The 12,334-nt window shown below is 28.9% G+C and carries 13 protein-coding genes; 5 read left to right on the top strand and 8 right to left on the bottom strand.

The annotated features are described in order from the left end of the window. Positions 1 to 151: 151 nt before the first annotated feature. The 3 genes from Mjas_RS03540 to Mjas_RS03530 form a co-directional block, all read right to left on the bottom strand. Complete coding sequence (locus Mjas_RS03540; protein ID WP_421078392.1) at positions 152 to 913, bottom strand: geranylgeranylglyceryl/heptaprenylglyceryl phosphate synthase; 762 nt, start codon at positions 911 to 913, stop codon at positions 152 to 154. A gap of 81 nt (positions 914 to 994) precedes the next feature. Then, entirely contained in the window at positions 995 to 2,080 is a 1,086-nt protein-coding gene (locus Mjas_RS03535) for a 3-dehydroquinate synthase II (RefSeq protein WP_421078391.1), read from the bottom strand. Between the two features lie 120 nt (positions 2,081 to 2,200). Then, positions 2,201 to 2,767, bottom strand: a complete 567-nt coding sequence (locus Mjas_RS03530; protein ID WP_421078390.1) for an SIS domain-containing protein — start codon at positions 2,765 to 2,767, stop codon at positions 2,201 to 2,203. Positions 2,768 to 2,964: 197 nt separating this feature from the next. Here Mjas_RS03530 and Mjas_RS03525 point away from each other — a divergent pair, with 197 nt between their 5' ends. The 5 genes from Mjas_RS03525 (at position 2,965) to Mjas_RS03505 (ending at position 6,732) form a co-directional block, all read left to right on the top strand. Then, positions 2,965 to 3,852, top strand: coding sequence for an RIO1 family regulatory kinase/ATPase (locus Mjas_RS03525; protein WP_421078389.1), 888 nt, complete (start codon positions 2,965 to 2,967; stop codon positions 3,850 to 3,852). Positions 3,853 to 3,870: 18 nt separating this feature from the next. Next, a complete protein-coding gene (locus Mjas_RS03520; protein ID WP_421078388.1) occupies positions 3,871 to 4,344 on the top strand; it encodes a hypothetical protein in 474 nt (157 codons plus the stop codon). Between the two features lie 15 nt (positions 4,345 to 4,359). After that, positions 4,360 to 5,460 (top strand): 2-oxoacid:acceptor oxidoreductase subunit alpha, encoded by a 1,101-nt coding sequence (locus Mjas_RS03515; RefSeq protein WP_421078387.1) that lies wholly within the window; start codon positions 4,360 to 4,362, stop codon positions 5,458 to 5,460. Between the two features lie 61 nt (positions 5,461 to 5,521). Next, positions 5,522 to 6,001, top strand: coding sequence for a hypothetical protein (locus Mjas_RS03510; protein WP_421078386.1), 480 nt, complete (start codon positions 5,522 to 5,524; stop codon positions 5,999 to 6,001). A gap of 53 nt (positions 6,002 to 6,054) precedes the next feature. Next, complete coding sequence (locus Mjas_RS03505) at positions 6,055 to 6,732, top strand: hypothetical protein (RefSeq protein ID WP_421078385.1); 678 nt, start codon at positions 6,055 to 6,057, stop codon at positions 6,730 to 6,732. Here the strand turns inward: Mjas_RS03505 and truD are convergent. The 5 genes from truD to Mjas_RS03480 form a co-directional block, all read right to left on the bottom strand. Then, positions 6,729 to 7,934, bottom strand: coding sequence for a tRNA pseudouridine(13) synthase TruD (gene truD / locus Mjas_RS03500; protein ID WP_421078384.1), 1,206 nt, complete (start codon positions 7,932 to 7,934; stop codon positions 6,729 to 6,731). The genes Mjas_RS03505 and truD overlap by 4 nt on opposite strands. Before the next feature lie 79 nt (positions 7,935 to 8,013). Next, positions 8,014 to 8,826 (bottom strand): hypothetical protein, encoded by an 813-nt coding sequence (locus tag Mjas_RS03495; protein WP_421078383.1) that lies wholly within the window; start codon positions 8,824 to 8,826, stop codon positions 8,014 to 8,016. Between the two features lie 39 nt (positions 8,827 to 8,865). Next, entirely contained in the window at positions 8,866 to 9,378 is a 513-nt protein-coding gene (locus tag Mjas_RS03490) for a PUA domain-containing protein (RefSeq protein ID WP_421078382.1), read from the bottom strand. A 45-nt stretch (positions 9,379 to 9,423) separates the two neighbouring features. Next, positions 9,424 to 10,479, bottom strand: a complete 1,056-nt coding sequence (locus Mjas_RS03485; protein WP_421078381.1) for a radical SAM protein — start codon at positions 10,477 to 10,479, stop codon at positions 9,424 to 9,426. A gap of 121 nt (positions 10,480 to 10,600) precedes the next feature. Next, a complete protein-coding gene (locus Mjas_RS03480) occupies positions 10,601 to 12,328 on the bottom strand; it encodes a tetratricopeptide repeat protein (RefSeq protein WP_421078380.1) in 1,728 nt (575 codons plus the stop codon). Positions 12,329 to 12,334 lie beyond the last annotated feature (6 nt).

Below are 12,334 nucleotides of genomic sequence, written 5' to 3'. Positions count from 1 at the left end.
CCATATATAATGTATAATATATGTAATTGCCCCCATATATAAATTACGAATTGATTTTGTCGATAAAATAGAGTAATGCCAATTACAAAATTTGAAAATTAAAAAAATTTAAAATAAAGTAACAACAAGAAATAATGAAAAATAATTATCTTTATTTTTTTAATTTCTCCATTCCTGCCTTTTTTATGGCATCTCTCATCTCTTTTACTGCATCGGGATTATCTTCAATGAGAGTTCCCGTAACTATAGCATCGGCACCGCTTAAAACCTTTTGATATGCTACTTCTGGCGTCCTTATACCTCCACCCACAATGATATTTATTCCACTTAATTTTTTTGATATTGCTATCATTTCATTGCTTACAGGGAACTCAGCACCACTTCCTGCCTCTAAATATGCCCACCTCATACCAAAGTATTTAGCAGATAGACAATACATTCCTGCTATTTCTGGCTTTCTCTGCGGTATCTCATTCACTTCACCTACAAAACCAACGGCGGTTCTTTTAATAGGTTCGATTCCCAAATATGCCATAGGTATTGCTTCCAAATTGTATTTTTTAACAGTAATTGCCCCCAATGTAGGTGCCATAGTTGTCCAGTAGGTGTTATTTGAATTCATTAAAGACATGAAAAAAACAGCGTCTGCATGGGGCGTCAAACCATCCACATTGCCAGGGAACAAAATAATAGGAATATCCCCAACTATTTCTTTAATTTCTTTTGTAATTTCATTTAAATTAGTAATACCTATGCTACCTCCCATTATTATGGCATCAGCGTAATCTTTTACCTTTTTTGCTATATCAATACAATTTTTTTCATCAGGGTCTATTAGTATAAAATATAGAGCTCCTTCTTCTTCCAGGATTTTATTCAATCTTTTTTCAACATCTCCAATAAACACCATCATCACACCACACAATACATCTTATGAATATATGTTATAAATTATAAAATAAAAAATAGTAAAAATATTAATATAAATTTATAGTCATTTCTCAATGATTGTTTCTTTTATCGCCATTCCAAAGTGTCTCGCATTTTCATCTGCTTTTATTAAAACTTTATCCCCTTCTTTTAAATCAACCACTGAGATTGGTTTCCCATCTTCTCCAACAAGCCTAATGGTTTCGGCATTCTGCAATATTGTTCTTATTATATCCCCACTATATTCTGCCTCTATGAGCATTAAAGGTCTTTTCTCTATTTTTACTCTGCCAACGATACCTTCTCTTGTCATTCCATCCTTATCAACTATCAATATGCTATCTCCTGCCTTCAACTCACTTAAATATCTTGTTCTGTTTCCCGGACATAATATATATGCATGAACAGGTCCTGCATTTACTCTAAATGGTCTTGTAGCAACATAAGGGTTTTCCACTGTTTCTGAATGCACTAAAAACAAGCCTCTTGAATAGGAACCTATCAACATACCTTCTCCGAGCTCCATCATTGAGCATGTGTCAATACATACCCTATCGCCACTACCAACAGGCTCAACCTTTTTTATAACTGCGTATTCCAATTTTAGTTTTTCGGAATTCATTTTCTCTATTAACCTTGAAAAGTCCTTAACATCGTTGGTATCCTTTGGAGCTAAAAGAACTCCATCTACACCTTTTTCAAGTATTTCATAAGCTGTTTTTGCATCTTCAATATTGTTTGCCACAGATACGATTTTTATATTTTCATTGAATAAATCTGCTATAAGATTTTCCAATGGAATAATTGTCCAGTCCTTTCCTTCCAAAATTATGTAATCAACATAATCGTATCTACTTACTTCTGAAGCGTATTCTTCATCATCCTTGCTTTCTATGGATACATAAACGCCAGTTTCTTTTCCAAGCTTTTTTGCGTTGAAAAGTATATCCAAATCTTCATCTTTATTTATTACTACAATATCTGCATCTAAATCATTTGAAATAATTTTTATATTTCCGAGCTCCCTTACTTTTTCAATGTCATTCTTTGGAACCATGACCGCAGGAATTGAGCTTTCAAGAGCATCTTTCACAGTTTCTTTTCTTTCTTCCCAATCTTCATTGTTTGCCAATATCCATCCAAATTTCATAAATTCACCATTTCCTTTTTTATAATATATTTAAAAATAATTTATAATATTATTTAATATTTTTTTAATTTTTTATATTTTTCAGTTTTTATATTTATTTTATTTATTTTACTTTTATAATTACTGCAAATTACAGTGTCTTTTTTTCATTTCATTTTCAGAAATATCCAATCTCTCCATTAATAAATATATAATTCCATCTAAAAATATAAACACAATCTCTTCAAATAATGTCCCCATTGGAAAGCACTTATCATTGTGGATTTCTAGATGAAGGTGCATATCAGATAATTCTTTTATAGTGTTTTCCTTTTTACAGCTAATTGAAACTATTTTTAAATTATTATACTTCTCATTTTTAAGTTCATTTGCCTTTTTTAATACATTAACTACTGAGCATGTTTTACCGCTTCCAGATATAACTATTAGTAAATCATTATCTGCAATAGCCGGACAGGTTGATTCTCCAATAAAATGTGAATTGAATCCCAAATGCATTAACCTCATAGCAAAAGCCATTCCCACATACCCACTTCTCCCAACCCCATATATAAATATCTTGGATTTTTCACATTTAGTGGATATGATATTATTTATAAGAATATTTATTAAATTCTCGTCAAATTCCTTCAAAACCTCCAAATTTTTTATCAGATGATTTATAAATTTAGAAAACAATTTAACCACCAAGGTAATAATATATCATTAAACAGATAATCACTATAAGTTTTTTATTTTAAATTGATAAACATTTATAAAATAAATAAAATAAGTACGTAAATAGACATTATAAAAATTATTATTAAATTAATATAAAACTACATTTTATAGATTACTATGGAGGTGCAATCATCATAGAAAAATTAATCAACACATTGCAGGAAATGAAAGAAGATGATTGGAGAGTTTTAAAAATCATTGAAGTATCAATGAGGTATTATGAATGGGTTCCATTGCCTGAAATAATTAAGAAAACAAAGCTCGATAAAAAAGAGGTATTATACAGGTTAAAAATACTGGATAAGTTCAAACTCATAAATAGAAGTAGCTATGGTTATAGACTCTCCCATAAAGGATATGATGCATTGGCATTAAATGCATTTATTAAAAAAGGAATCATTACTGCAATAGGCGGAAAATTAGGCGTTGGAAAAGAAGGGGATGTTTATAATGTCCTATTAAGCAACAACAGGGAAGCAGTTTTAAAATTCCATAATTTAGGGAGAACATGCTTCACAAGGGGAAAGAGATACAGGAGCTATTTGGCAGATAAACGACATATCAGTTGGTTATATGCTTCAAGATTAACGGCGGAAAAGGAATTTGAAGTATTAAGTGATTTGTTCCCAATTGTAAAAGTCCCAGAACCAATTGAGCAAAATAGACATGCATTAATTATTGGAAAAATGGAAGGGGATGAATTAAAAAGAGTGGATTTAAACCAATTGGACATAGATATTAACAAATTGTTTTGGGATATAATAGACGAAGTAAAGAAAATGTATGAGCTCGGATATATTCACGGAGATTTAAGCGAATTTAACATATTAATTGATGAAGATGGAAATTTCCTAATAATTGACTTCCCGCAGGCGATAAAAATAAAAGATGAAAATGATATAAAATTAAAATTGGATAAACTACCGGGAGAATTTAAAGTAAATACTGAATATTATTTAAAGAGGGATTTGGAAAATATTTTAAGATATTTCAAAAAATACGGAATAAAGGAGAAGTTAGATGTCGTATATAAGTATGTTGTAGGTAAATAATAATGCGGGAGGGGTGTTATGGAATATAAAGGATACACCACACTTCTACCAAATTGGGAATTTTTATTTATATGGATACTTTTTGTATTTTGGGCGGGACTTTATATTACAACTGGGGATTACATGAGCTCATTCCTGTTTGTGTCAATTATGGGATTGATTTATGGTATCGCAGGATATATTATATCAAAAAAACCGATAATTCTAAACGATGAAGGAATTAAAATAAGAAATAAGATATATAAATGGAAAGATGTAAAATGCGTTATAATATGCCCAAATCAATATATAATAATTAAAATTATAGTATCTAAGAAAATGGGTAAATATTACAAATATCGCTATGTGAAGACAAAATTGTCAAATGTTGCTGAATATATGATTAAATATGATGAAAATATTATAAAACTATTTAATGATAAAATCAAAAATAAGATTACTTATACGGATTATCAGGATTTAGATAGATTTATGAAAAGTTTAAAAAAATAAAAATAAGGTGATACTTTGGCTGATAATGTGGAATTTATTCAGGGAAACTTAGCATGTGTAAAAGGAGCTCTCAAAGCAGGTTGTAAATTTTTTGGAGGTTATCCAATTACACCATCAACAGAGATAGCCGAAGGTATGGCTAGGGAGCTCCCAAAGTTTGGAGGAAATTATGTTCAGATGGAGGATGAAATCGGAAGTATAGCATGTGTTATCGGTGCAAGTTGGGGCGGCTTAAAATCCATGACAGCAACATCAGGTCCGGGATTAAGCTTAATGATGGAAAACATAGGATATGCCTTTATGACCGAAACTCCCTGCGTAATAGTGGATATTCAGAGAGGAGGACCTTCAACAGGTCAGCCAACCTATGCAAGTCAGGGAGATATGATGCAAATAAGATGGGGAAGTCATGGTGATTACGAGCCAATAGCATTGGCACCATCATCTGTTCAGGAGATGTATGACTATACGATTATGGCGTTTAACTATGCGGAAAAATACAGAATTCCAGTTTTTATTATGGCTGATGAGATTGTAGGGCATATGAGGGAAAAGGTAGTTTTACATGATAATATTCCTATAATAAACAGAGCTCTTCCAGAAGAAAAACCATGTAAAAAACCATACCCATTTGACAAAGAAGTTCCTGAAATGCCAATATTTGGAGAAGGGTACAATGTTCATATTACAGGTTTAACCCATGATGAAAGAGGATATCCTGATGTATCATCTGAAACCCATGAAAAACTGGTAAAAAGGATTTGCAACAAAATACTAAACAATAAAGACGACATTATAAAATACGAAGCAAAATATATTGACAGCGAAACCATGTTTATATGCTATGGAACACCTTCAAGAACTGTAAAATATCTTGTTGAGGAAATGAGAAAAGAAGGGCATGATGTAGGATATATTAGATTGATTACAGTTTATCCATTCCCTGATGAGCTCATAAAAAACTTAAAGGCTTCAAAAATCATAGTTCCTGAAATGAATTTAGGTCAGATTGTTGGAGAGGTAATGAAATACGCTAAATGCGATGTGGTGCTTAGTGATAAAATCGGTGGTGAGCTCCACAGACCCGAAGAGTTAAAGGCGTTAGTTTTGGAATAATTAAATATATACATTTATTTATATTTTTGCTATTTTATAACCATTTTGCATGAGGGGGAACATGTATAAAACAGCAAGCATTTATGTGGAACATTTAAAGTATGTTATAATAACATGTGTTATTCAATCAACAATTATGCTGTATATTTTTACGGGGGATTTAACAGCATCAGTTGTTATTGCAGTAATGGTATTTTTAGTATTCTTGATAATAACATACAGCCTCAGCAGTAAAAAAATTATAATCACAGATGAGGGCATAAAAACTCGGCTTAAACTGTTTAAATGGAACGAAGTATCTCTTATTGCAGTATATCCCGATAAATTTATTACAATATATTTAAAACTACCTGGTGCCATACACCGTGTGGGCGTTGGAATAAGAGTTAGGAGCTCCGATATTGCCCAATACACTATAAAATATGATGAAGAATTAGTAGATATATTTAAAGATAAAGTAAAAGATAAAGTCCAAATAAAAAATATACCTTATTATTCCTTTAATTCACTTATAAACGATTTAAAAAATATTAAAAATTAATATAATGCAATAGATGAGGGGGAAAAGTATTAAAATAATAAAACTGTGATATTATGGCTTTTCCATCGTCCAAGGATATATTAATATTAATTCTCTCATTGGCTGTCTTATTGTTGGGAGGTTATGTTGTATTCGACAAATTCCACACAACAGCAGATAACAACCGAAATAATAATTTAAATAATTTTAATTACATAAATACATCAATTAATAATTATTCTATAAATAATAATGTAAGTCATACAAACAATAATAATGAAAATAATGAGCTCAACATAACCACCAACGAAAATGAATTCACCAACAACAATTCAGATGATATAATTTATGTAGATTATTCAAAAAATGTTCCATTGGATGATTTATTTATGGACTTACCATATTCAAATGTCCTCGACATATCAGAAGGATACAAAAAGGGAAAAATAAAGACATACATTAAAAATGGAAATGTAATAAATTTTGATGTGAGAAACTACAAACCAAATTTAGACAATCCAGAATATATAAAAGTTTCAAAAACTGAATTGCACTTTAAATATGGGGATTATTATAAATACACTTACTCATCCGAATATGAGAACAGCACACCAATAAGCTACTGCTATTATAGAAAAATAGGAAATTATTATATTACTATGGGATTTAGCGAAGTAAATAAAGATACTTCTGAAATGTGGTTAAAATGGAATGAATACATTTATAATTTATATAAGGAAAAAAATAATTAAGCATTAAATACTCTTTTTATTACTATTGTAGCATAGCTACCTTTATTCAACTCAAATTCAAGAGTTATTTTATATTTCCCTTTATTTAATTCATCTTTTTTAAAGGTTTCATATTTGATATTTTTTGGAATGGACAAAATATATCTTTCAGAATAAGAAAGTTTGCCTAAATCATTTAGTTTATTAAAATCATTCAGTTTGATTCCTTCCTTTTTCAAAACTTTTGATATTATGTTTTGATATTCTTCATCAAATTCATTATAATCAATATCTGGTGCAATTGTTGGGAATGTTTTATCCTTTAATTTATTAAATAGTTCATCGTCGATTTTTTTATAAAATAAAAATGTTCCACAACTGTAATCTAAATAAATCCTTTCATCCTTTGGGATGTAATTTTTTAGGAGCTCCTTCACACACTCGTTCCAAAGATAACTCTGATATGCAGATACAAAAAGCTTTTTTAGTCGATTATCAACATATTTAAGGGCTTCTTTGTAATTTATTTGATTTTCCTCATAGTTTAGGTATTTTATTATATTCACAAACATTTTGCTTTTTATTTTGTTGTTTTTGATGTATTTTAAAATCTTCTTCCAGTCGTTCCAATTACTTTTTATGTATCTTTTTAAATCTTTTATTCGTTTATTTTCACTTTTTTTGTAATTTATAAGCAGTATTTTTAGTGCATTTTCATAATTTCCTTTCAAATACTCTTTTGCTATGAATTTATTATGAAATACACTTCCAAACCTTTGGTCATCATAATAGTTCGGAGCTCCTAAGTTTAGATTTCTTAAATTTTCACCTATTTTTAAAAAATTGTTTTTATCAATGCCCCTAACTGTAATTTTAAATTTGTTTCCCTTTAAATCCCCTATTTTTAGTGGCTTTTTTATGGTTTTAATATAATTTAATTTTAAATTTTCCTCATCAATTGATAATGTCCCGTAGTTTGATGGAATGGTTATATACTGCGTAGTAATAGCGTGTCTATCCTTTAAACCGCAGTATCCTATGTCCTTCAATGGAATATTGAATTCTTTTGAAACATAGGATAACGCCTTTAAATTTTCTATGTTTGTTTTTTTTAAAATGTATAAATTAAAACTTCCCTTATCAGTATTACTTTTAATACCATCAATATCATTGTCTAAAATCTCCTCAACAATAAAATCCTCTGGAATCTGTCTGAGTTTCATAATATCACGTATCTTTAAAAATAATCAATAAAAAAGTAAAAAATAAAGATAATAAAGATAATATTTAATATTTAATAAATTAAATAAATTCCATCTCTTTAATGGCTTTAATAACCTTTTCATCATTTCTTTTTATTGCTATTTCCTTTATCTTTTCCAATATCTTTAAATTTTTACCGCAGAGCTTTTTATATTCTTTACAGTATTCCATAATATCCTTATAGAACATTTCGAGTATATTTTTATTGTATTTTGAGAGCTCATATGTTATGATTCCCTTTACCACATTATCATTTGAAAATATAAACAACGGATGCACCCAAATCATTACCATATTTCCTTCCTTTTCAGTGATGTTCTTAATAATCTCTAAATCCATAAATACATCCATATACACTACAAAATTATTATTATCAATACATCCTATCTTTTTTAAAACATCCTCAGTTATTGTATTGATTTTCATGTCAAAATCTGCAAGTTTTTCATCGAGCTCCTCCTCGGTGAGCTCATTCCACATTAATATTCTTTCCTTATGTTCATAATTTATAACTATGGATGGTTCAACCACCTTATAATCACTATCTACTTCAAAAGAATAACCATCTTTTGATTTTCTCGATGACATGTGTATTATTATAATCTCATCAATCATCTTTTTTAAACTGACTTTTTTAAATTTATATATCCTATTTTGAGCCTCAAAGGATGCAATGTTCTCACAATCCATTAAATTCTTTATATTTACCTTCTTTCCTGTTTTATCATCTATAATATATAAATTCTTAAATTGCACATCGAAATTGCATGCCCTTATCAAATCTTTTGAATATTCATCTAAATTTTCATAAATATCATTTAAAATTCTACTAACCAATTCTTTTGAATTCATGTTTTTCACATCTATTCTTTTTTTAAATTAATATAATAATTATCCACCTTTTCTCAAATACCATCCCTTGTCAATGATATTCTTGATTATATCTCCTCCACCATAGTTCCCAACACCAAGGAGCTCCTTATTTTTATTAAATACTGCAACCTTTCCTCCGCCATTTATCTCCAAAATCGATGATTTAAATACATCTCTGCCGTATAAAAATAAAGTTTCGCCTTTTTTATTTACAATCACATAATTTTTTATAATATCTTTTGAAATCAACGACATGCCTTCCAAGGATATTGAAAATTTAATTTTATTTTCACTGCCACTGCGCTTAATTTCAAAATTTCCAAATGAAATGCCTGCACCATAGATATTTCTATCAAAGTTTTTAAGAGTTTCGAGAACTTCTTTATTTGCATATATTGCCACATATTCATCTTTATCTTCCAAAACATATAGGTTCTCAAATTTAAAGTTTTCTATGTTTTTTCCGATGTAGTTGATTAATATATTTTTAACTGATTTAACTTCCTCACTATTTAAAGGTCTATGTTTCATAATTATCACTTTCTATTATTCGTTATATTACGCCCATATTTCCAATTATTTATTATTAACTCTTTTTAAGGTTCTCAAAATATAGCTATTTACTTTATCATCAATTTTATCTTTTAGAGAGCTCAGTAGTTCAATGTTTTTATCACTTATTATTATATCTTCATCAACATAAGGCGTATTTTTAAGTTTCTTTTTTCCTTCCAACACTTCAATATCTGAAAAAGTCCCCAGTAGTTCCCTTCCAGTAGATTTTATTTCATTTTCTACTGTGATTCCCTCTTTCTTTCCAAATATGCTAAATAATGGAAACTTTGTAATGGTATTTGAACCACTCATTATTAAAGGACCTATATTTGTAAGTTTATCAACCCATGTTCCCGTGATTACCTCCATCTTTGGAAAATTCAGTCTAACTGATGAAACCCAGTTCATATATTCTAATGTGGTAATGGACGGTTTTCCCTCAAATATTGTGTCTTTTTGCGGATTTAATGAATAAAATGTAATTCTATCTAAATCAAGCTCTTCAATTAAATTTAAAAGTTTTTCAATATCCTCTTCTTTTTCACCCATGCCCAATATTATAGTAATTCCAGTTTTTAAATTGTAATCCTTAGCTCTTAAAAGCATTTCCTTTGTTTTATCAATTGGTTTTTGCGGGCATAGGTAGTTGTGGAGCTCCGCATTTACTGTTTCAATTGCCCCAACTACTCCCTCAATTACATCTAAATTCAAGTTCTCAAAATCCACTATTCCAACATTTAAATACTGTTTTGATTTTTGAACATAGGAAACCATTTCAAGTATATCATTTAATTCCTCCACAGTATATCCATAGCCGCCAGAGATAAACTCCAATTTCCAGCCTATTCTTTTCATCAATATTGCCTCTGCAAGTATGGTTTCAATTCTTCTTCTTGCAGATTTTGGGTCTTTTATTTTCGGCTTTTGGGATGACATGTAGCAAAATTTGCAAGGTTCTGTTAAATTACAATACCATCCTAAAAACAGAGCTCTCTTTAAATCAGTATAATTTCCATGATATTTTGTTGTTAATTTATATGCTTTAATTGAATTTTCCAACACTTCTACGGCATCCATTTTAATCTCCTAAATTATTTTGATTAAAAGAGTATCATCTTATAATATAAATTAATAACGAAAATAAGAAGGTATAAAATTGAATATACTATAAATCTTTAAAATAAAATATTAATTCTAGTTAATTAAAATAGTCTGATAAATTGAATTTTTCGGTTTTAGTTCTTTTAGGGATTTCATTGGCTAATTGCTCTGCTTTACTAGTTAATCCCACCTTGTTTAGTGATTTCCCAATATCCTCCATAATTTCAAATTTAACATCCTCATTAAGCTTATTTTTAGCAATGTATATGGCTTTATCATATAAAGATTCTGCCTTATTGGTTAATCCAATGTTGTATAATGATTCTGCTATGGTCAATAAGAGTTTTGGTTTTGCATTAGCTACTTGGATAGCTTTATCATATATATTCATTGATTTGTTAGTCAATCCATTTTTATATTGGGATTCTGCTATTACCAATAATGCTTTGATTTTGTAATTGTAATCATATATTTTATCAGCCACTTGGATGGCTTTATCATACATTTCATTATTGCATAAAGATTCTGATATTTTAAACAATGATTTCGATTTGTAATATGTGCTTGATATATTGCCAACTATTTGGATAGCTTTATCATATAATTTATTATTACATAAAGATTCCGATATTTTAAATACAATTTTAGACCTATTCAGTTCATTAGATAATTCAGCAGATGCCTGAATAACTTTATCATATATTAATGTTGTTTTATTAGATAATTCACAATTACATAAAGATTCCGATATTTTAAACAGAAGTTCAAATTTAGATTTTTCATTAAGCTCATTAGCCACCTGAATAGCTTCGTCATATAATCCATTACAATATAAAAATTCAGACATTTTAATTAAAGTTTCATATCTATGACTTTCATGCGGTATTTTATTAGCAATTTGGATAGACCTACTATATAATCCTTTATTATATAAAGATTCTGATATTTTAGATAGTGATTTAGATTTATAATCATTATTAGGTATTTTAATGGCTACTTGAATTGCCCTATCGTATAATTCCTTATCACATAAAGATTGAGATATCTTAAATAGTGATTTAGATTTATAATCATTATTAGGTATCTTATTAACCACTTGGATTGCTTTGTCAGATAGTCCTTTATTACATAAAGATTCTGATATTTTAGATAGTGATTTAGATTTATAATCATTATTAGGTATTTTAATGGCTACTTGAATTGCCCTATCGTATAATTCCTTATCACATAATCTTAATGTATTATTATACATACATTTTGATATTTTAAATAATGATTCAAGTTTATGCTCTTTATTGGGTATTTTATTAGCTAATTGGATTGCTTTATTATACGCTCTTTCCCCACATAACTTTAATATATCATCATACATACATTTTGATAGCTTAGATAATGTCTCAGATTTATATTCTTTATTGGGAATTTCACTAGCCACTTGAAGTGCTTTATCGTATAACCCCTCTTCACATAACTTTAATGCTTCATCATATTTGCATTTGGATATTTTAGATATTTTGGATAATATATCCATCTTATAGTTCTTATCGGGTATCTTATTAGCCACTTGGATTGCTTTATCGTACATACCTTTGATATATAAAGATTTAGATATTTCAAATAGTGATGCGTATTTATAATTATTAGCAGGTATGTCATTAGCCACTTGGATTGCTTTATCGTATAACATACTACTACACAAATGTTTAACTATTTTAAGTAAAGATTTTGATTTACTCCCTTTCTTATTTTTAGCTAAACGAACTGCCTCATCATATAAACCTTTATCACACAAGTTATCAATTTCGCTTTTATCACCTGAACCCAATATACC

Origin of the sequence: Methanothermococcus jasoni, from assembly GCF_049075655.1 — an archaeon.
GTDB lineage: Archaea > AGJL01 > Methanococci > Methanococcales > Methanococcaceae > Methanofervidicoccus.
This window is presented reverse-complemented; position numbering and strand designations above follow the sequence as displayed.

Bases quoted from the DNA above. Each gene is read 5' to 3' on its own strand.
- Mjas_RS03505 (WP_421078385.1), top strand. From the start codon at position 6,055: ATGGCTTTTCCATCGTCCAAGGATATATTAATATTAATTCTCTCATTG.
- Mjas_RS03535 (WP_421078391.1), bottom strand. From the start codon at position 2,080: ATGAAATTTGGATGGATATTGGCAAACAATGAAGATTGGGAAGAAAGA.
- Mjas_RS03540 (WP_421078392.1), bottom strand. From the start codon at position 913: ATGATGGTGTTTATTGGAGATGTTGAAAAAAGATTGAATAAAATCCTG.
- Mjas_RS03510 (WP_421078386.1), top strand. From the start codon at position 5,522: ATGTATAAAACAGCAAGCATTTATGTGGAACATTTAAAGTATGTTATA.
- Mjas_RS03485 (WP_421078381.1), bottom strand. From the start codon at position 10,479: ATGGATGCCGTAGAAGTGTTGGAAAATTCAATTAAAGCATATAAATTA.
- Mjas_RS03495 (WP_421078383.1), bottom strand. From the start codon at position 8,826: ATGAATTCAAAAGAATTGGTTAGTAGAATTTTAAATGATATTTATGAA.
- Mjas_RS03520 (WP_421078388.1), top strand. From the start codon at position 3,871: ATGGAATATAAAGGATACACCACACTTCTACCAAATTGGGAATTTTTA.
- truD (WP_421078384.1), bottom strand. From the start codon at position 7,934: ATGAAACTCAGACAGATTCCAGAGGATTTTATTGTTGAGGAGATTTTA.
- Mjas_RS03490 (WP_421078382.1), bottom strand. From the start codon at position 9,378: ATGAAACATAGACCTTTAAATAGTGAGGAAGTTAAATCAGTTAAAAAT.
- Mjas_RS03525 (WP_421078389.1), top strand. From the start codon at position 2,965: ATGAAAGAAGATGATTGGAGAGTTTTAAAAATCATTGAAGTATCAATG.